16 protein-coding genes are annotated in these 19,912 nt (G+C 60.4%); 11 read left to right on the top strand and 5 right to left on the bottom strand.

All coding sequences use genetic code 11. From position 1 onward, the window contains the following. Window positions 1-15 precede the first annotated feature (15 nt). Genes PM04_RS08955 through PM04_RS08940 form a run of 4 tightly spaced genes read right to left on the bottom strand, consistent with a single transcriptional unit; the run spans window position 16 to window position 3,207 of the window. On the bottom strand, window positions 16-1,773 hold the full coding sequence (locus tag PM04_RS08955) for an L-aspartate oxidase (RefSeq protein WP_038005806.1): 1,758 nt from the start codon (window positions 1,771-1,773) through the stop codon (window positions 16-18). Between the two features lie 2 nt (window positions 1,774-1,775). Next, window positions 1,776-2,129, bottom strand: coding sequence for a succinate dehydrogenase, cytochrome b556 subunit (sdhC, locus tag PM04_RS08950; protein ID WP_052068339.1), 354 nt, complete (start codon window positions 2,127-2,129; stop codon window positions 1,776-1,778). Next, window positions 2,126-2,473, bottom strand: a complete 348-nt coding sequence (locus tag PM04_RS08945; RefSeq protein ID WP_038005802.1) for a succinate dehydrogenase — start codon at window positions 2,471-2,473, stop codon at window positions 2,126-2,128. The genes sdhC and PM04_RS08945 overlap by 4 nt, the downstream gene beginning before the upstream one ends. After that, window positions 2,473-3,207 carry a succinate dehydrogenase/fumarate reductase iron-sulfur subunit gene (locus PM04_RS08940; protein WP_038005800.1) on the bottom strand — a complete coding sequence of 245 codons (735 nt, stop codon included), beginning with the start codon at window positions 3,205-3,207 and terminating at the stop codon, window positions 2,473-2,475. The genes PM04_RS08945 and PM04_RS08940 overlap by 1 nt, the downstream gene beginning before the upstream one ends. 169 nt (window positions 3,208-3,376) lie before the next feature. On the opposite strand from PM04_RS08940, the gene PM04_RS08935 reads away from it, so the two are divergent. Continuing rightward, a complete protein-coding gene (locus PM04_RS08935; RefSeq protein WP_234702841.1) occupies window positions 3,377-4,147 on the top strand; it encodes a nitroreductase family protein in 771 nt (256 codons plus the stop codon). A gap of 1 nt (window position 4,148) precedes the next feature. Here the strand turns inward: PM04_RS08935 and PM04_RS08930 are convergent, their stop codons facing one another. Then, a complete protein-coding gene (locus PM04_RS08930) occupies window positions 4,149-4,334 on the bottom strand; it encodes a hypothetical protein (protein WP_038005798.1) in 186 nt (61 codons plus the stop codon). A gap of 133 nt (window positions 4,335-4,467) precedes the next feature. Between PM04_RS08930 and PM04_RS08925 the strand changes: the two genes are divergently transcribed. From PM04_RS08925 to PM04_RS08880, 10 genes are all read left to right on the top strand, one after another. Continuing rightward, on the top strand, window positions 4,468-6,102 hold the full coding sequence (locus PM04_RS08925; RefSeq protein WP_038005796.1) for a hypothetical protein: 1,635 nt from the start codon (window positions 4,468-4,470) through the stop codon (window positions 6,100-6,102). Window positions 6,103-6,151: 49 nt separating this feature from the next. Next, complete coding sequence (locus tag PM04_RS08920) at window positions 6,152-7,252, top strand: phosphatase PAP2 family protein (RefSeq protein ID WP_052068341.1); 1,101 nt, start codon at window positions 6,152-6,154, stop codon at window positions 7,250-7,252. Window positions 7,253-7,255: 3 nt separating this feature from the next. Next, window positions 7,256-9,313 carry a hypothetical protein gene (locus tag PM04_RS08915; RefSeq protein WP_038005795.1) on the top strand — a complete coding sequence of 686 codons (2,058 nt, stop codon included), beginning with the start codon at window positions 7,256-7,258 and terminating at the stop codon, window positions 9,311-9,313. Between the two features lie 128 nt (window positions 9,314-9,441). Next, entirely contained in the window at window positions 9,442-11,202 is a 1,761-nt protein-coding gene (locus PM04_RS08910) for a heme peroxidase family protein (protein ID WP_038005793.1), read from the top strand. A gap of 84 nt (window positions 11,203-11,286) precedes the next feature. Further along, window positions 11,287-13,791: a trypsin-like peptidase domain-containing protein gene (locus tag PM04_RS17370; protein ID WP_052068342.1), complete on the top strand. Its 2,505-nt coding sequence runs from the start codon at window positions 11,287-11,289 to the stop codon at window positions 13,789-13,791. Between the two features lie 120 nt (window positions 13,792-13,911). Further along, the gene (locus tag PM04_RS08900) at window positions 13,912-15,072 is read left to right on the top strand and encodes an MHYT domain-containing protein (RefSeq protein WP_038005791.1); all 1,161 of its coding nucleotides are present in this window, start codon (window positions 13,912-13,914) and stop codon (window positions 15,070-15,072) included. Between the two features lie 112 nt (window positions 15,073-15,184). Further along, the gene (locus PM04_RS08895; protein WP_038005790.1) at window positions 15,185-16,039 is read left to right on the top strand and encodes a xanthine dehydrogenase family protein subunit M; all 855 of its coding nucleotides are present in this window, start codon (window positions 15,185-15,187) and stop codon (window positions 16,037-16,039) included. Between the two features lie 11 nt (window positions 16,040-16,050). Continuing rightward, window positions 16,051-16,545 carry a (2Fe-2S)-binding protein gene (locus tag PM04_RS08890; protein WP_038005788.1) on the top strand — a complete coding sequence of 165 codons (495 nt, stop codon included), beginning with the start codon at window positions 16,051-16,053 and terminating at the stop codon, window positions 16,543-16,545. Further along, on the top strand, window positions 16,542-18,971 hold the full coding sequence (locus PM04_RS08885) for an aerobic carbon-monoxide dehydrogenase large subunit (RefSeq protein WP_038005787.1): 2,430 nt from the start codon (window positions 16,542-16,544) through the stop codon (window positions 18,969-18,971). Before PM04_RS08890 ends, PM04_RS08885 begins: the two co-directional genes overlap by 4 nt. A 51-nt stretch (window positions 18,972-19,022) precedes the next feature. Beyond that, window positions 19,023-19,898 (top strand): MoxR family ATPase, encoded by an 876-nt coding sequence (locus PM04_RS08880; RefSeq protein WP_038005785.1) that lies wholly within the window; start codon window positions 19,023-19,025, stop codon window positions 19,896-19,898. The last annotated feature ends 14 nt before the right edge of the window (window positions 19,899-19,912 follow it).

Genomic DNA, 19,912 nt, shown 5'->3' with positions numbered 1-19,912 from the left:
GCATGGTGATCGGCGTCATTGCGCCGCGACCAGCGTTTCGGGGGCACCTTCGGGCAAGATCGTCTCGCCGGGGCGAACGATTGTAAACTGAACCGGCGCGCGCGTGACCGCGACCGTGTCACCATCCATGCGCGCCAATGTGAACTCGCTGTCCTCCATCGCGCCGGGGTCGGGGAAATCCTCACGGAAGTGCGCACCGCGAGAGTTTTCGCGCGCCAGTCCAGCCTTGGTAATGACTTCTGAGATATCGCACAGCGACCGCATGTTCAGCCAATCATGCCACGTCAAGTTGAACGCCAAATTGCTGGCATCCACGCCAACGTCCATCACAGCGTCCGATACGGCGGCGATGCCCGCAAGCCCACGCTTCATGCCTGCCTCAGTGCGCATCACGCCCACCTCATCCCACATGCATTCCTGCAATTGCTTGCGCAGCGGCAGGATCAATTCAGGCGGGCAGGTGAACGGGTGGATGGCGCGGACGAACTCTGCCTCTAGCGCGGTTTCGTCGGGATCACGCAAAGACATCGTGCGCACATCCGCGCCCATCGTGTCGCCGGCGATGCCCCCATAGACGGTTGAGTTCGCAACCCCATTGCCGCCCAACCGGTTGGACCCATGTGCGCCGCCCGCGTCTTCACCCGCGACGTACAACCCCTCCATCGCGGTGCGGGTGTCCACGTCGACCACCACGCCGCCCATAAAGTAGTGCGCCGTGGGCACGACCTCGACCTGCCCTGCGGCCAAATCAAACCCGCTGTCGGCACAACGCTTCACCATGCCCTTAAACTTTTGGCGCACAAACTCAGGCCCCAAATGGGACATTGAGATAAACACGCCCTCCTGCTCGGGGTTATTGTTTTTGCGCATCTCGGCATAGATCCCGCGGCTGACCACATCGCGGGTCGCGCGCTCTCCCTTGCCGTCATAATCGAACATAAACCGCTGGCCCGCGTGGTTGATCAACTGACCGCCCGCGCCGCGCAAACCTTCCTCTAGGACGGTGCCTGTCATGCGTGTGTGATCGCCAGCCAACAGCCCTGTGGGATGGAATTGCACCATCTCCATGTCACGCAGGCTCAGGCCAGCCCGAAGCGCCATGGCCAGACCGTCCATCGTTTTGTCGCCTGAGGGGGTGTGGTATTTGTACATGGTCGGGCCACCGCCCGTGGCCATCAGCACCGTTTTCGCCCGCACAAACCGAAAGCGGCCCGTGCGCATATCAATCATCAAGACACCCGACAGGGCCGAGCCATCCTTGGTCGGGATAAGGCCAATCGCGCGGTGCTCTTGCAGTTTTTCCACACCGCTCGCGAGCACCTTTTCCATCAGGCGATTGATGATCTCGATCCCGGTCAAATCGCCTTTGTGCACAGTACGGTCAGCGGTCTGTCCCGCAAACGCCTTTTGGTGCAAAGACCCGTCCGCGTTGCGATCAAAGAAACAACCCACCTCATTTTCCAACTCACGGATGCGGACCACGGCCTGCTCGCATAGCCGCCACGCCATATCCTGATCAGGCAGCCACTTGCCGCCCTGAATGGTGTCCATGAAATGCCGCTCAACGGTGTCGCCGCCACCCAAGGCCACGTTGTAGCCCCCCTGCACCATCCGCGTGCAGCCGCATTTGCCGATCAAACCCTTAACAGCGATCGTGATCTTGGTGCCCTCGGGCGCGGTTTGCTGGGCATGAAGCGCCGCAAACAGTCCCGCGCCCCCCGTGCCAAGGATCAAGATATCAGTGTCGTGACGTTCAATATCAGAAACACGCATGGTCAAATCGCCTGTAGGAAAAAGAGGGTTGCGATCAGGAATGACAGGGCGGCAGCCGCCGCTGCGAGGGTCTTTTGCGGCGCGGACCACGGCAGCCATTCCATCGCCATAACCCGCAAACCGCCGAACATATGGACCGCCAACAGGAACACGAGGCCGAATTCCGCCAGTTTAACGACGCCGTTCTCGGTCAATGTTAAAAATCCGTCCAGCCGCGCAGGGTCCGTCAACGCCAAGGCCAGCACCCAGAAATGCAGCGGCAGGAACAGCGCAAGCGCGAGACCCGAAATCCGGTGCAGAATATACGCAAGCCAAAGCGGATGCGCCCGAGAGGTAATGCCGCGCGCCATGCTCATGCCCCCAACCCCGCCGCAAATGTCACGGACCAAACCGCACGCGCGCCAAGGCCCAGAAGGATCACGCCTGTGAACCACATCACCGCCTCTAGGGCCGCGCCGCGCACCCCGCCCCATTCATGGATAATCGTGCGCAAGCCAATCGCGCCATGGATAGCCACCGCCACCACAAAGGTGCCGTAGAACAAAAACCACACTATCGAACCTTGCGTGCGGCCCAAAATCTCAGCCGCGTCCAAGCCGCCTTGGATCGCATAGATCATCACAGCCAAGTGCCCCACCACCAGCGGCGCCATAAGCATCGCGGTGATCCGTTGCAGCATATACAATCGAAGCGTAAGCATCAGCGCCCCCTCCGAAAGAATGATTTCGCCGTTTCCCGTTTCAGCCCTGCGATTGCGGACATCGGGTCCAATTCATTGGGACAATAGGTCGTGCACGACCCCATCGAGTGGCAATTGTGGCATCCACCAGACCCTGACACCGCGTCCAAAATAGCGACCCGGCCTTCGTCCTTGGCATCATTCAGCAGAGTCCAAGCCCGTTGTAACGCCGCAGGTCCAAGGTAATCCGGGTTGCCCGCGACCGTGTCGCATGCCGCATAACAGACCGAACAGTTGATGCACTCAATCCCCGCGTTCGCTTCGACCCGGGCCGCGCTTTCTTCATCCACGGCAGCGATAGGATCATCCCGCGTCAGCCCGCCGTGATGCACCCCCTCCGCCGCGACCCATTTGTCGAAAAACGGGTCCATATCGACGACTAAGTCCTTAACCACCGGCAGATTGCGCAACGGCCCGATCGTGACCGCCTCACCCTCTAGCACCTTTGAGATATGGGTCCGGCACGTCCAGCGCGGCACACCATTCACCATCATCGCGCAGCTGCCGCACATCCCAACCCGACACGCAAAGCGGTAGCTGAGCGTTGGATCCGCGTTTTGCTGAATCCACGACACAACGTCGAGAACGGTCTGGTTCTCATAGGCCGGCACGCGAAAAGCTTGGCTCTTGCCCTCATCGCGTTCGACGGTAACCTCTAGAAAACGCGTGTTTGTCACGGCGAATAACGATCCCATTCTTTTGGCTCGACGCATGGGATAACATACAGTTACGCTTAACAAACGCGAAAAATCTTTAATATTAGCGTTAGCTGGAATTACACAAATGCCTCACGACAGCAGGGTCAAAACAGCCCAGAGCAGCCCACAAAGCGCCCTTGAGTCGCGCTTTAACGATGCACCGCACTTGGCGAAACACGACAGTGCACTTCTCAGTTCGATGCTTTTGCGGGGCGCATGTCGGGATTTTTCCGACACCCCCATCCAGCGGGATTTGGTGGACCTGTTGTGTGCCGCAGCGATGTCAGCCCCCACCAAAAGCGATTTGCAACAGCGTGACATCATCATCCTGCACGACCCCGAAAAACGTAAAATATTAGCCCACTTGGTCCCGGGGCAGGCATGGGTCGCCAAGGCACCATTGATCGCGATCTTCTGCGGCAATAATAGGCGCCAGCGGTTGCTGCACGATTGGCAGGGCGTGCCATTTGCCAATGATCATTTGGACGCATTTTTCAACGCGACCGTCGATGCCGCCATAGCGCTTGGCGCATTCGTCACGGCGGCTGAGGCGATGGGCCTTGGTTGCTGTCCGATCAGCGCTGTCCGCAACGAAGCGCGCGCGGTGTCCGACCTGATCCGCTTGCCAGACCATGTGTTTCCCATTGCGGGCCTCGCGCTTGGTTATCCCAAGCAGCCCGCAACCATCTCAAAACGCTTACCTTTGGGCGTCACCTGCCACGTTGACACCTATCAAGAAACGGATTTGCGCGACACTGTCGCCGAATATGACCGGACCCGCGCCATCGCCCAACCCTACGTGACACAGCGCAGCCCAGACAGGTTCCCGTCCAAAGAAACTTATGGATGGTCCGACGATAAAACCCGCCAATACAGCACACCGGAACGCGCTGAATTTGGGGCCTATGTCCGCGCGCAGGGGTTCAAATTGGACTAGGCTACTGGCCCACGTCTGACGGCCCAACCCGGTCCATAACGTGGATCATCCAAGATAAAATGTGCTGATCTTCGGCGGTCAGCCCGCCTTTCTCCCGCAGGGCGACAATCCTGTCCCGCAGCTCTGGCCACTGCGTGTAAAAATCGAAAACATCCTCAATCTCGGCCTTTTTCTTTCCGGAACTCATGCTGAAATACTCTTTTGCAATGTGATCCCAGCTTATCAAAACACACCACGTCAAAAGCGTGAATTCACTGTGAGCCACTTGTTTTTGACGTAGCGGAAGGTAGCCTCCGAAATGGGATAACCGGAGTGACGGGGTGACCAACCAAATCGAGATCACATTGTTTGGCGCCTGCGTGGTGCGATTGGCCAAAGGCGGTGAGATCACCGGGGCCAAACACCGCGCCCTGTTCGCCCTTCTGGTCACGGCCCCCTTGGGGCGGCGCAGCCGGACATATCTGCAAGAAACGCTGTGGGGCTTAGCTGATTATGAAAGCGGTCATCAAAACCTGCGCCGCGCCCTGTCCGATTTACGCAAACGCCTTGGCCCCGTGTTTGATGCTGTGCTGACCGTCACCTCCACCGAAATCGAAATCGACATGGCACAGGTCCAAGTTCGGGGCAGCCCGCAGGACGGCCCATTCCTGGACGATCTCAACGTGCGTGAGGTGGCCTATGTCCGGTGGCGGGACGAAAAACGTGCCAAGCCCGGCCGGGTGGAGGCGCTGTGTACGCTGTCACGCACCCGCAGGGCTCAGCGACTACAACCCCGCGTCTGCGCGCTTCCGCTGAGTGTGCCGCCCGGCGACCCTGAATTGTCCGTCGCCGCCGATTGGATCGCCGAAGAAACCAGTCGGATGATGTCCCGCTCATCGCTGGTGCAGGTTATTTCGCATCTTTCTGGACGGGCTATGTCCAAGCGTCATGTCGACGTCGAAGGGGTGCGCGACACGCTGGATGTGGACTATCTGCTCACCGGTGCCTTGCGCAAAAGCGGGCAGGATTTAGTCGCCGACATCGACTTTGTCGATACCCGTTCGGGCACGCTTTTGTGGAACCGACATCTGCATTGCCCAGCCCGCCACTTCACCGATGAGGCCAGCGATTGGCTGGTCAATGTGGTCCAAACCGTGGGCCGTGCGATCGCGGAAACCACACTTGAAATGGCCCGCGCGACACCCCTGCCTGAGCTGCCCGATCATAAGCTTTTGATTGCGGGGGCCACCGCCATGCACCACCCCACCTTGGGGGATTTCATGCGCGCGCGGCAAATGCTGGATGAAGCCGCCGAACGCGCCCCCGACAGCCCGCAAATCCATGCGTGGTTGGGCAAATGGTATATCCTCAATATCTTTAAGAACTACACAACCGACCGCGCCGCCGACACGCAAAAGGCACTTGATTGCACGGCCCGCGCGCTCGACCTTGACCCGATGTCCAGCTTTAGCCTGACAATTGACGGCTTCGCCCGCGCCAACATCCTGCGTGAGTTGGACGTCGCCGAGGACCGGTATTCAGAGGCCCAAAACATCAACCCCAACGAAAGCCTCGCGTGGCTTTTGCGCGGCTCGCTCAAGGCGTTTCAGGATGAGGGACGCTCTGCTGTGCGCGCCACGGAAACGGCACGCCGCCTCTCGCCCATTGATCCGTTCGGGTATTATTTCGATAGCCTCGCAAGTTCCGCACATCTCGCGGCGGGAAACTATGAAATGGCGGTCAAACTGGCGGACCTGTCACTGCGTGCCAATGATCGCCATATTTCAACCCTGCGGGCACGGATTGCAGCGCTTCACGCTCTAGACCGTGGCGATGAAGCCCGCACCGCCGCCCAAGACCTGCAACGCCGGTTCCCAAATTTTTCTCTGGCCGAATATCGGCGCACACACCCCATTGCGGGCTCTCGGCTGGGCAATCTTGTGACCCATGCTCTTGAGGCTGCGGGCATCAATTAAAGACACGTTTTACCAATTCAAATCGTTCAAAAAGACAAAGGATTAAGACATGGCACAAATGGGTGGAGTAGGCGGCGTCGGAGGCGTGGGCGGAGTTGGTGGCGTCGGCGGTGTGGGGGGTGTCGGGGCTGGCACAAATGTCACCGGCCTTGGCAGCTTTCTGGGCCAGCAGGACCCGGGCGGGTACGACGCCACAACGACCTATGGGCTGCAAACCACGGCAGAGGCGCTGCGCCACTTGGCAATCGACGGCACGGCCCCATCGGTCGCGCAACTGCCCTTTGACAAAACCGAAACGATGCCTGGAATGGCAATTTGGGTGCGCGGCTCGCTCTATCTCAGCAGCTTTCTGTCAGGCGTGGCAGTCACGACGGACGACATCGCCAAAACCGTCACCCTTAAGGCCGATGGCATCCCTGTTTTCACCACCCAGCGGCCCGACATGGCCCTGCTCCGCGAGCAGTGCGAGTTGGTGTCCGATTACGCCAGCCTGCGCGCCGATCGCAGTGCTGAGGTGATCTCACAGCTTGGCTTCCCCACCGCTTACTTCGCGATGGTTCTGGGGTTGAACACCTCACAGGCCAGCAAAACCTTTGAGCTGATCACTGCCACGCAGGTCATGGCGGCCCATGTTGCCATGATGCTCAAACACCCACTGGCAGTGCGGCGCCCCGATCAAATGGACCCCCGGCTGATGCCCATGATCCCCGTCCCGGGTCACGGCAGTTTTCCTTCGGCCCACGCAACCGAGGCTTACGCCGTGATGACCGTAATGAAGGCCCTCACAAAGGTTTGGGGCACCCTTTCGGACCAAAACCAACGCGAGGCGGTCCTGCACGGACTGGCGGAACGGATCACAGTGAACCGCACCGTTGCGGGTGTGCATTACCCTATCGACAGTTGGTGCGGCGCTGCACTCGGGCAGATCGTCGGGCAGATCATCCTTAACCGCTGTGGGGTTGGCACCGACATCGCACCACAACGGTACGTGCCTGCGTCACGGGACTTTTTTGACGACGACCTACAAGACACATCCATCGCATTGGCGGCAGGGCTCACGCGGGTGGCGGGCCCTGCCACTCGCCCCGCCAAGGCCAACGCATTCGATTGGATCTGGCAGGAAGCCCTTGCCGAGAAACAGGGCAGCTAGGTCATGTTCTTCGATCGCCCCGATAACGTGCAGCTGGCCAAATACACCGGCCCGTATGAGCGTTGGACCTTCTCCGCCGAGCTTGGGTTTCCCTTCGCCTTCCCCGCAATCCGCAACGGTGTTGAGACCCACTACACCGCCCTGATGGAGGGCGCAGCCCGGATCGCAGAAGGTGACGCCCTAGAGGTCCGCGTGCCCCCGATGTGGACAACCAATCCCCCCGTCACGCCCTTTACGATGTTCGACCCCGATGGCGAAATGCAACAGGTCGAAAGCCAAGACGTAAAGCTGACGCGCATGTTGCAACGGGTGGGGCAGGCGCGCTTTCGCCTGAACATGCCGATCGCACCCGCGACATGGCCCCAGACCTATGAGCCAGACGCCGTGCTTGACGGCTGGACCCCGCCAGCCACGCCCCCCCGCATGATCATCGGCGTCGTAGACGATGGCCTGCCCTTTTTGCACACCGCCTTTCTGGACCAAGACGGCAAAAGCCGCATTGCGGCCTGTTGGATGCAAGCCGCCCGCGCGCCGGACATAGCGGCGGTGCCCTTTGGGCGCGAAATCTTTAACACCGAAATTGATACCCTCCGCGTCACCCATGGCACACATGAACGCGCGGCCTACCGCGCAGCGGGCGCCATTGATCGCACCCTGCCCGAACTGGGCACAGTGATGGAACACTCTGTCACCCATGGCGCACATATCCTTGGGCTGGCCGCCGGAAACGACCCGCGCACTGGCCCGCACGCTTTGCCCGATGACGCCATGATCATCGCTGTGCAACTGCCCAACACCATCGCGTGGGATACCTCTGGGTTCGGCAAAGAGATGATGATGCTCAGTGCGATTGAGTACATTTTTCACCGCGCCCGCGCGATTGCCGCGCATTATGGCCTGCCCGAACTGCCCGCCGCCGTGAACTTTTCCTACGGTTGGAGCGCGAACCGCCATGACGGCGGATCTAGCTTTGAGCGGGGGGTCGAGGCGTTGATCACACAGCGGCAAGCGATACAGCCTGACACCTATCTGATCATGCCCACCGGCAACAATTTCGCCAACCGTATGCACGGGCGGTTTATGGCCCCAGACACCGACGCGGCGGGCGAAATCCACTTTGGCTGGCAGTTGAAGCCCGATGATCGCACTTCTAGCTTTCTTGAAATCTGGCTGCCCACCGACATGGACACTCCCCAAGGGTGGGAAATCGTCGTCACCCCGCCAAGTGGCATTGCCCTAACGCAAGGCGGCACACTGCCCATCTCGGCTGATCCCGCGCATACCGGCGGCGATCCGCGCCGGTTTGATGAACTGGAGATTGACGGCCTGAACATCGGACAAGTGTCCGCCGATAAACACAACGGAAACCGATGGCGCGTGATGCTGGCCATGACACCCACCGCGCTGGAGGGCGACCCAAAGCGACGGTGCCCTGTGGGGCTGTGGCGCATCACCCTGCGCACTCGCACCCAGCCGTTGGAGCCTCATCAAGCGGTGGATGTCTGGGTGCAGCGCGACGATGATCCAACCCAGCTTGGTACCGGCGGGCAACAAAGCTTTTTGGTGGATTTCAATCACCCCCTCCCCCCGAGGCCGCTAGAACCCGCACCCCTCACGCCAGTGCGTGGGTATGGGTGCCTCAACGGAATCGGCACCGCGCCCGCAGTAACCCGTGTTGCCGGGCACATTGGTTGCACCGGCAGGCCCACAGAATACTCTGGCGCAAGCGCGATTGCAGTGATGGCCAATGGCACAATCCTAAAGGACCGGGCGCACCCTACCGTTTCGGCCATTGCGGATCAGGGCCATTTTCGCCGCGGACTGCCGTCCATTGGCGTCACATCCGGCTCGGGCGCACGGATCATAGGCACCTCGGCTGCGAGCGCGGCGGTAACCCGCGCAGTCGCCCTGAACATCCTACGCGACAAACCTGCGTTTCATCTATTTGAGCCGACGGGTTTTGGGCCGGGGACCTCGGGCCTAGAGGACGCGCAGACGCTATCCCGCATGGGCCTGTCTCGCGCACCTGCGGTCTGCAAAGACCCCAGCGCAACCTCGTGAATTTAGATTTTCACAGTGAACTCACTCTCAGCTGATTAACACCCTCTTTACCTTAGGTCACATTAGGCGCCGTCCCACGATCACCGAGAGGATCACAGGCGGCGCCCTCAAAACCTGAGGGAAAAGACATGAATTTTCAGATGAAAACCCACGGTGGGGCCGCCGCGAAAACATCCACTCTTGAGGCCCTTGCCCCCGTAGGCGGCGACATTGCCGTCGATGAGGCCGCTGATTTTGGCTATCTCTTGCCCCCCGGCGGCGACCCCAGCCAGCATGGCGAGGATATTTCTGACGCCGATCTAGATACCCTCGGCACGCTTATGGTGCCGAATTCACAAGCGATCGACGCCACACCCGACGCGCCGCTTGCCCCTGTGCTGACCTACTGGGGTCAGTTTCTGGACCATGAACTTACCGCGCGGACGGACCGCGAAAGCGCGATCACCACCATCGTGAACGCCGCCCCCAAAATGACCGGCCCAGAAATTGAGCAAAACCTCAAAAACGCGCGCACGCCCCGCTTTGATCTCGACAGCGTCTATGGCGGCGCACCCATCGGCCCCTTTGCCAGCGAGGCCGAACAAAAGGCCGCCGCGATCCTCCGCACGGGCCTGCGCCACCCAACCCTGACGGCCAAGATGCGTGTGGGCACAGCCGTGCCCTCTGGCAATTTGCCCGATGCGCTGGACCCGCACCGCGATCTTCCGCGCTTTCATCAAGTTGAACAAAAGGTCCGCGACGCCGCCCTCGAAATCGCGCGGGCCCAAATGGACGACAAGAATTTCGACAAGTTCAAAAACGGCCTACCCAAGCGCGCCCTGATCGGCGACATGCGCAACGATGAAAACATCATCATCGCGCAATTCCACCTCAGCTTCCTGCGGTTCCACAACAAGGTCGTCGATTTTCTTACCGAAAACGAGACCGCCTGGATCCCTGACTTTGAGGCCGCCAAAACCCTGACAACGCTGCACTATCAATGGCTCGTGGTCCACGGCTACCTCAAGGACATGTGCGACCCAGCCGTGGTTCAGCGCATCATTGACACCCGCAACAGCCACTATGATGCCTTCCGCACCGCATACGCCGCGCGCAACCCCGGCCGTGTGGTGGGCAATGTGATCCCGCTGGAATTTTCCGTCTCTGCGTTCCGGTTTGGCCACTCGATGGTGCGCAACATCTACGATTATAATAACACCTTCGGTCGCCCGAACGGCCAAGCACCGTTCGACCAGATCTTTGCCTTTACGGGCGGCGGCGGACTTGGCGCGAACTTTGGCTTGGATGCAACGAACATCCCCCAGGACTGGATCATTGATTGGTCTCGCTTTGTGAATGCCGATGGCAGTTTCACTGATGGCAAACCACAGCGCATGGCACGCGCGGTCGATACGGTCATCGCTCCGCCCTTGGGCGCGATGGTGAACGAAGGCGACGATGAAGATGATCCCGCCCCGTTGCGTGAATTGTTCCGCCACCTTGCCCGCCGAAACTTGCGCCGCGGCAAAAGCCTGCGCATTCCCACAGGTCAAGCGTTGCACGCCCACCTACAGGCCATCGGTGCAGTCACATCCGGCCCTCAAATGGACGTAGCCAGTTGGGTGAACACCAAACCCGATCTTGCCACGTTCCTATCTGGTCACCCCATGAACAGCGCCACGCCTTTGTGGTTCTATATCCTCGCAGAGGCCGAGGCCGCGCCGGGCGAAGGTCTGGGTGAAATGGGCAGCTGGATCGTAGCCGCGACCTTTATTGGCGCGCTTATGGATGACGCGGACAGCGCGCTTGCACGGGGCTTCCATCCCTCCCAAAGCCCCCTGCGCACGCCAGACGGACAGGCGATCGACAGCATCGAAAACTGGATGCGGTTCGCAGCCGTTTTGGCGTGACCCCCGGGGCTGGTCCGGCACCGCGACCGGACCGGCCCACCACAATCAACCACATTTCAACGCCACCGTTCGGGGAGAAAAACAATGCAAAATGATCTATCCGAGATCGAAAGCTGGCTGCGCACCGGCGCCCACGAAGCCGAATTGCGGGCGCACTTTGGCAGCCCCCTCTATGATGAGTTGACCGGACTGGCCCGCGCAGCAGAGGCCAATCTGAACCCCTTTGAAACGCGCCGACCCAAGGTGCTGTTCCTGCCCGGCATGATGGGGTCCCGGCTCAGCGTCATTGAAAACGGCCAGCCCTATCATGTCTGGATTGACCCGGTGGACATCACCACCGGGGGCCTGAGCAAGCTGAAATGGGGATCAACCGTTGTGGCGAACGGCACCGTACTAGCCCCTTATTTCAAGATGTATCTACGGCTCAAACTGGCGGGTTTTGACACCGAGTTTCTGCCCTATGACTGGCGCCAATCTCCCGCAGTTTCAGGCACCGCATTGATGCGGCAACTCACCAAACGCGGGCTTTCGGATGTCACTATGGTCTGCCACTCAATGGGCGGGTTGGTGGCTCGGCAAATGGCGGCAGAGGACCCGAACCGCCGGATGATATCGCGGGTCATCACCATCGGCACACCCAACTTCGGCTCCTACGCGCCGATGCAGGTGTTTGACCTAAGCCATGGGATGGTACGCGCACTCGCCGCCGTGGATCTGACCCAAGACCGCACCGATATCGTCAAAGGCACACTGCGCGGCTTTCCCGGCTTGGTGGAACTGCTGCCCTCGCCAGATCTGCGCCCAGACCAAGACGCATTCAACCGCAAATCGTGGCCCAAAACCGCTCTGCCCCCGCAGCAAACCGCCCTAACCCAAGCCGCCAAAGCCGCGCGCGCCCTGCCCGCCCCTGACGACCGGTTTCAACAAATCATCGGCGTCGGCGTGCTGACCACGATTACGGCCACTGCGAATGAGACGGGCTTTGAATACACGCAATCCCAAGACGGTGACGGCACAGTCCCCCGTGACTTGGCCGAGATGGGCACCGTGCCCCGGTTCTATGCGGAGGGAAAACATGGCCGCCTGTGCAACGCCTCCGACGTGATTACGGCAACGATCGAACTGGCTGAAAGTGGTGCAACCAACGCCCTGCCGACCGCACCGCCCGCGTCAGCATTTGAAAGCCTGCGCCGGACCGTCACATCAGAAACTCTCCGGGCCGAAGCGGATCATGACATCGATACCCATGATGAGACCGCCTTTGCCGGCTCATTCCTGTCGCGCGAAATGGATCCGATGGACACCCCCCAAGCCCACACCCAGCCCAGCGCCAAGGGCTATACTGCCGAGGTTGTGCGCGATGCCGCGTTGCGGTGGCGGGCCTCGGACACGGAACGTCAAACCGTCCGCCAAAGCCAAGCAGAGGCGCGCCCCCTTCAAGCCGAAACGCCCGAGCGATTGGATGCCTACGCGCGGCGGCTCATCAGTCAGCTTGATGCCGCCAGCACCACCAATGAGGCGCGTAAAATCTCGCGCCAGCTTGAGGGCGCGCGCCGCGACATGGTCGAACTGCAAGGTCCCGATCTGCCGGTCATTCCCATCCTTGAACGCGTCATCGGCGAGGCAGAGGAATTCTTGTCGGTCATGTTCATCAAACGCGCCGTTGTTGCGGCCCGTGCCGTCGGACGCATCGTTTCGCGCGACACGGGCCGGGGCTTTGGCACCGGGTTCCTGATCGCGCCGGGTGTGTTGATCACAAACCACCATGTGCTGGCCACCACGCTACAGGCGGATCGCGCCGCGGTACAATTCCGCTATGAGCTTGAGATCGACAGCCGCGAAGCCCAGGGCCACACCTTTGCGTTAGACCCGCATCGCCTGTTCTATGCTGACGCGCGCCTCGATCTGGCCGTTGTCGCGGTCGCGCCGATGGCAGAAGACGGCGCCCCGATCACTGAATTCGGGTTCCTCCCTCTGATCGGGGTGGAGGGCAAGATCCGCAAAGGCCAACCCGTCAACATCATCCAGCACCCGCTTGCAGGGCGCAAACAGGTGGTCTTTCGCGACAGCCTGCTCAGCGCGCTGCCCGATGACCCGGATTTCGTCGCGCATTACACCGGCGATACCCAGCCGGGCTCCTCCGGCGCGCCAGTTTTTAGCGACCTGTGGGAGGTCATCGCCCTGCACCACTCCGGCGTCCCGGACGAAACGGCAAATGGGCAATACCTCACCCACAGCGGGGCGCCGTGGAACCCCCTCACCGATCCCGAAATGCGCACGGTGGTGTGGATCGCGAATGAAGGCATCCGCATTTCAAGGATCGTGCGTCACCTAGAAGGCCTGCCCGAACACTTGCTTGCACAGGGTCAACCCGGCGCGCATCTGATTGAGGATGTGCTGGCCCGGGGGCGGCAAGCAGCCCGCGACGGGACCTTTCCCACAGGTCCTATAGTGACCGAACGTATGCCCGACGCGCCGTTCGCACCCAGCGGCCATACCGTCACGCTACCGCTGCAAATCAGCATCGGGCAAGCGGCGGTTACCGCACCCAATAGGGCCAGCTCTGTGGCTTCTCCCCCAAGGGGCTGACCCGTTGGTCCCGACGGGACCCAGCCGCTGCTCTGTCAAAGGGCGGTGGCACACCCATTCCGACAAATCGCGAAAACGCCATTTGCCTTACCCCACGCTTTGCATCATTTATAACGCTGCATGGGAGTGGAATATTTTAGTCATAACCTAGCCCTCGTCCTGATGTCCGTTGTCGTGGCATTGGTCGCGGGCTTTACTGGCTTGTCATTGACGCGTTCATTGGCCCGAAAAACAGCGGGTCAAAAGAAGGTGGCCGTGGCACTGGCCTCTGTTGCGTTGGGCGGCGGCATCTGGTCGATGCACTTTGTGGCGATGCTGGGCCTGCAACTGCCCGTGTTGTTTTACTATGATGCGGCGATCACGCTGCTGTCCGCGCTGACCGGGATTTTGATCGTTGGCGGCGCGCTGATCGTGCTTCATTTTATGGAACGCACTCCCACCACCATCCTCAGCGCGGGCGCGATAATTGGCGGGGGCATCTTGGTGATGCACTACATCGGCATGGCCGGGCTAGAGCTGTGCCGCGCCGTCTATTCCCTGCCTGGCGTTGTTTTGTCGTCCGTCGTGGCAATCGCGCTGTGCATGCTCGCGGTCTGGATTGCGTATAACCGGCGCACCAATCGCAACATCTTTTTGGGCACCGTGTGCTTTGGCGCGGCGGTTGTTTCGGTCCACTTCTTGGCCATGGCCGGGACACAGTTCGTCACCCAACCACAGGCGGACGTGTTTGGCCCCGCGATCAGCAATGAGTTCCTTGCGATTGGCGTGATCCTCACCAGCTTCGTGATCTTTGGCGCGTTCTTATGGGTTAGCACCACGTATCTGGACGCCGCCCCGACGCAGGCACGGACCACGCCCGAGATCATCCAGCCGCCCAGCTCGCCCCAAGACCCCGCACCACAGCCCGCGCCAAACCCCACACCATCCAGCCTGCAAATCCCGTGTGAGCGTGAGGGCGGCAAAGTCTTTGTCGCGGCCAGTGACGTGTCCTTCATCCGGGCGGATGGCCACTACACCCAGCTTTATACAGACCGCGACCGCCTGTTCTGTGTCTGGCCCATGACCGAGGCCGCAAAGCGGTTGTCAGACGCCGGGTTCCTGCAAACGCACCGCAGTTATTTGATCAATCTTGCGAAGGTCGCACGGTTCGAGCGAAGCAAAGACAAGGGCCGCTGCACCTTTCATTGCGACACCCTTCCCCCCGCCCCTGTGAGTCGTTCCAAGATCAAACTCACGCAGGACTTACTTGCTGCGACTGCAAACGCACTTCGTGCAGACTAGGGCGCATTTCGTGCAATAGCCGCGAATTTCGCGTGTTTCTACGGGTGCTTGCCATAAGCGTTAACCATGTTCTTCCCAAAACAAAGCTAACAACAGCAAGGGAGGAGCGCCGATGATTCCGGCAGCTTTTGAGTATTACCGCCCCAAAGATCTCAGCGGCGTAATCTCGATTTTAGAAGAACACGGAGATGATGCGCGTGTGATCGCGGGGGGCCACAGCCTGATCCCCATGATGAAACTGCGCATGGCCGATGTCCCGCACCTGATCGACCTTCAGGACATCCCCGGCATGTCCGAAATCACTGTCACCGCAGACGCCATCACCATCGGCGCGATGACAACGCAGCACGACATCATTGACCACGATGGCCTTGCGGCTGCCGCACCCATCCTGCGCGAAGCGGCTTTGCAAATCGCGGACCCTCAGGTCCGCTATATGGGCACCGTCGGCGGCAACGTGGCCAACGGTGACCCCGGCAACGATATGCCCGGCCTGATGCAGTGTCTGAACGCGACCTTTACTCTTGTCGGCCCAGATGGCGAACGCACCGTCCCCGCACGTGAGTTCTATGAGGCCGCGTACATGACCGCCCGTGAGGACGAAGAAATCCTGACCGCAGTCACCATACCAACGCCCAAAGGCGGCTACGCCTACGAAAAGCAAAAGCGTAAGATTGGCGACTACGCGACGGCCGCGGCCGCCGTGCAAATCATCAAAGAAGGTGACACCTGCACAGCTGCATCCATCGCGATGACCAACCTCAGCGATACGCCAATCTGGTCCGAAGATGCAGCCGCCGCATTGGTTGGCACGTCCCTCGACAAAGCCGCCCTCAAGGCCGCCGTTGACGCCATGCTGGTAGATATCGACCCCTCGGAAGACAACCGCGGCCCCGTGGCGTTCAAGCGCCATGTCGCTGGCGTCATCCTCACCCGCGCGATTGAGCGCGCTTGGTCCCGGGCCTAGGAGAACGACACATGTCCAAGAAAATGCACATCTCACTCACAGTGAACGGCAAGCAAGAAGAGTTCCTTGCTGAGCCCCGCGAACTGCTGATCTACACGCTGCGCGAGCGGCTCAACATCACCGGCCCCCACATCGGGTGTGAGACATCCCACTGCGGTGCCTGCACAGTCACAATCGACGGCAAATCGGTCAAAGCTTGCACCATGTTCGTGGCCCAAGCCGACGGCGCGGACGTCACGACCATCGAAGGTCTGGGCAACCCCGACAGCCTGCACCCCCTGCAAGAAGCCTTTAAGGAGCACCACGGACTTCAGTGCGGCTATTGCACCCCGGGCATGATCACCCGCGCGTCCAAACTGCTGGAAGAAAACCCCAACCCGACCGAGGACGAGATCCGCTTTGGTATGGCCGGCAACCTGTGCCGCTGTACCGGATACCAGAACATCGTGAAATCCATCCGCGCCGCAGCGACCGAGATGAACGCCGCGAAGGAGGCCGCAGAATGAAAGACGAAATCACCAGCCGCGACGACCGCGTCGCCAACCTCAAGGGCATGGGCTGCTCGCGCAAACGCGTAGAGGACGCCCGCTTCACCCAAGGCAAAGGCAACTACGTCGACGACATCAAACTCGACGGCATGCTCTTTGGTGACTTTGTCCGGTCGCCCTATGCACACGCGCGCATCAAGTCGGTCAACTCAGAGGCCGCGCTCAAAGTGCCCGGCGTTCTGGCCGTCCTAACAGCCGAAGATCTCGCACCCCTTGGCCTGCACTGGATGCCGACCCTCGCGGGTGACAAACAGATGGTTCTGGCAGACGGCAAGGTCCTGTTCCAAGGTCAAGAAGTCGCGTTCGTGGTGGCCGAAGACCGCTATGCCGCCGCTGACGGGATCGAAGCCGTTGAGGTCGAATACGAAGAACTGCCCGTCATCGTTGACCCGTTCAAATCGCTCGAATCCGACGTGGTTCTGCGCGAGGACACCGTGGACGAGAACGGCAAAGCCACTGATGGCGCCCACGGCCCACGCAAACACCCCAACCACATCTTCACATGGGAAGTCGGCGAAAAAGACGCCACCGAGCAGGTGATAGATGAGGCCGACGTGGTCGCCACTGAGACCATGTATTACCACCGCACGCACCCTTGCCCGCTGGAAACCTGTGGCAGCGTTGCGTCGATGGACAAGGTCAACGGCAAGCTAACCCTTTGGGGCACCTTCCAAGCGCCGCACGCGATCCGGACCATCGTGTCCCTGATTTCGGGCCTAGAAGAGCACAACATCCGCGTGATTTCCCCCGACATCGGCGGCGGTTTTGGCAACAAAGTGGGCGCATACCCAGGGTATGTGTGTTCGGTCGTGGCCTCCATCGTGACGGGTCGCCCTGTCAAATGGATCGAAGACCGGATGGACAACCTGATGACCACCGCCTTTGCCCGCGACTATTGGATGACCGGTAAAATCTCGGCCACCAAAGAGGGTAAGATCACTGGCCTGCACTGCAACGTAACAGCCGACCACGGCGGCTTTGACGCCTGTGCCGACCCCACCAAGTTCCCAGCCGGGTTCATGAACATCTGCACCGGGTCCTACGACATACCCACTGCTTATCTGGCCGTTGATGGTGTCTATACCAACAAGGCCCCCGGCGGCGTTTCCTATCGGTGTTCTTTCCGGGTGACCGAGGCCGTCTACTTCATCGAGCGGATGATTGAGGTTTTGGCGATTGAGTTGAACATGGACGCAGCCGAGCTGCGCCGGATCAACTTCATCAAGAAAGACCAGTTCCCGTATCAAAGTGCGTTGGGCTGGGAATACGATAGCGGCGATTACCACACCGCGTGGGACAAAGCCCTCAAGACTGTCGACTATGACGGTCTGCGCGCCGAACAGGCCGAACGGGTCGAGGCGTTCAAGCGCGGCGAAACCCGCAAGATCATGGGCATTGGCCTGAGCTTCTTCACAGAGATTGTCGGCGCTGGTCCGGTCAAAAACTGTGACATCCTCGGTCTGGGCATGTTCGATAGCTGTGAAATCCGGATCCACCCCACCGGCTCCGCGATTGCCCGGCTTGGGACGATCTCCCAAGGTCAGGGTCACGCAACAACGTTTGCGCAGATCCTTGCCTCGGAAATCGGCCTGCCCGCCGATAGCATCACAGTCGAAGAAGGAGACACCGACACCGCGCCCTATGGTCTTGGGACCTATGGTTCACGCTCTACCCCAGTGGCGGGCGCGGCGACGGCAATGGCAGGCCGCAAAATCCGGGCAAAGGCCCAGATGATTGCGGCCTACCTATTGGAAGTCCACGACGACGACGTCGAATTCGACGTGGATCGGTTTGTGGTCAAAGGCGCGCCGGAGCGGTTCAAGACGATGAAGGAAATTGCCTTCGCCGCCTACAACCAAGCCATCCCCGGCATCGAGCCCGGCCTAGAAGCGGTCAGCTATTACGACCCGCCCAACATGACCTACCCCTTTGGCGCCTACATCTGCGTCATGGACATTGACGTGGACACCGGCGTCACCGACATCCGTCGCTTCTATGCGCTGGATGACTGCGGCACACGGATCAACCCGATGATCATCGAAGGTCAGGTGCATGGGGGTCTCACAGAGGCGCTCGCCGTGGCACTGGGCCAAGAGATCGCCTACGACGATCAGGGCAACGTCAAGACCGGGACGCTGATGGACTTCTTCCTGCCAACGGCGTGGGAAGTGCCCAACTACGAAACCGATCACACCGTGACGCCGTCTCCGCACCACCCCATCGGGGCCAAAGGTGTCGGCGAAAGCCCCCATGTCGGCGGCGTGCCATGTTTCTCGAACGCGGTCCAAGATGCCTTCCGGCCCTTCGGTCTGCGCCACACGAACATGCCGCACGATCACTGGCGGATTTGGAAAACCGCCAATAGCCTCGGTATGCACGACTAAACCTCACTTGGGGGCGCGGCACGGCTGCGCCCCCCACTAAGAAGTTTCGATATGACCTGGACCGATCTCCAAACCGACCTCGCGCAAGAAAACTATGTGGCGTCTGACGACCTGTCCGTCGCGCTGCACCTCGCGCTTTCGCTGGGCCGCCCCTTGCTGCTTGAGGGCGCCGCCGGCGTGGGCAAAACCGAAGTCGCCCGGGCGCTGGCCGCCAACCGCGACGCAGAATTGATCCGCCTGCAATGCTATGAGGGTCTGGATGCGGCCCAAGCCATCTACGAATGGAACTATCAGCGTCAGCTGTTGACGATCCGCGCCGCCGCCGAAGACGGCGAAACCGGAAAATCCGTAGAAGCTCGCATTTTTTCGCGTGAATTCCTGCTGGAACGCCCGCTCTTGGCGGCGATCACCCGCCCCACGCCACCCGTCCTCCTGATCGATGAAATTGATCGCGCGGATGAGGAATTCGAAGCCTACCTGCTCGAAATTCTATCAGATTTTCAGGTCTCAATCCCTGAGCTGGGTACGATCACGGCAACCTCGCGGCCCATCGTGATCCTGACGTGTAACGGCACGCGGGATCTGTCGGATGCGCTGCGCCGCCGCTGTCTGTATACCTATGTTGATTACCCTGAGCGCGGCGTTGAATTGGCAATCCTCAAGGCGCGCTGCCCCGCGATTGAGGACCGCCTTGCCGATCAAGTCATCGGCTTTGTGCAGACTTTGCGCAAAGAAGAGCTAGAGAAAACACCCGGCATCGCCGAGACGTTGGACTTTGCCGCCGCCCTCATGGGGCTGGGCATTGCGGACCTGACCTCGGACCCGCGTGTGCTGCAATCGACCCTTACGACGCTTTTGAAAACCCAAAGCGATCAAGCCAATATCACCACCGAAGTCGCCCAGCGCATCGCGGGCAAAGCCGCATGAGCCACACGCCCCGC

Origin of the sequence: Thalassobacter sp. 16PALIMAR09 (assembly GCF_000765485.1) — a bacterium.
GTDB classification, from domain to species: Bacteria; Pseudomonadota; Alphaproteobacteria; order Rhodobacterales; family Rhodobacteraceae; genus Thalassobacter; species Thalassobacter stenotrophicus.
The sequence above is the reverse complement of the archived record's forward strand: the minus strand, read 5'-3'. Positions and strand labels throughout refer to the sequence as shown.

Bases quoted from the DNA above. Each gene is read 5' to 3' on its own strand.
- PM04_RS08880 (WP_038005785.1), top strand. From the start codon at position 19,023: ATGACCTGGACCGATCTCCAAACCGACCTCGCGCAAGAAAACTATGTG.
- PM04_RS08910 (WP_038005793.1), top strand. From the start codon at position 9,442: ATGAATTTTCAGATGAAAACCCACGGTGGGGCCGCCGCGAAAACATCC.
- PM04_RS08895 (WP_038005790.1), top strand. From the start codon at position 15,185: ATGATTCCGGCAGCTTTTGAGTATTACCGCCCCAAAGATCTCAGCGGC.
- PM04_RS08900 (WP_038005791.1), top strand. From the start codon at position 13,912: ATGGGAGTGGAATATTTTAGTCATAACCTAGCCCTCGTCCTGATGTCC.
- PM04_RS08955 (WP_038005806.1), bottom strand. From the start codon at position 1,773: ATGCGTGTTTCTGATATTGAACGTCACGACACTGATATCTTGATCCTT.
- PM04_RS08930 (WP_038005798.1), bottom strand. From the start codon at position 4,334: ATGAGTTCCGGAAAGAAAAAGGCCGAGATTGAGGATGTTTTCGATTTT.
- PM04_RS08940 (WP_038005800.1), bottom strand. From the start codon at position 3,207: ATGGGATCGTTATTCGCCGTGACAAACACGCGTTTTCTAGAGGTTACC.
- PM04_RS08920 (WP_052068341.1), top strand. From the start codon at position 6,152: ATGGCACAAATGGGTGGAGTAGGCGGCGTCGGAGGCGTGGGCGGAGTT.
- PM04_RS08945 (WP_038005802.1), bottom strand. From the start codon at position 2,473: ATGCTTACGCTTCGATTGTATATGCTGCAACGGATCACCGCGATGCTT.
- PM04_RS08915 (WP_038005795.1), top strand. From the start codon at position 7,256: ATGTTCTTCGATCGCCCCGATAACGTGCAGCTGGCCAAATACACCGGC.
- PM04_RS08885 (WP_038005787.1), top strand. From the start codon at position 16,542: ATGAAAGACGAAATCACCAGCCGCGACGACCGCGTCGCCAACCTCAAG.
- PM04_RS17370 (WP_052068342.1), top strand. From the start codon at position 11,287: ATGCAAAATGATCTATCCGAGATCGAAAGCTGGCTGCGCACCGGCGCC.
- sdhC (WP_052068339.1), bottom strand. From the start codon at position 2,129: ATGAGCATGGCGCGCGGCATTACCTCTCGGGCGCATCCGCTTTGGCTT.
- PM04_RS08890 (WP_038005788.1), top strand. From the start codon at position 16,051: ATGTCCAAGAAAATGCACATCTCACTCACAGTGAACGGCAAGCAAGAA.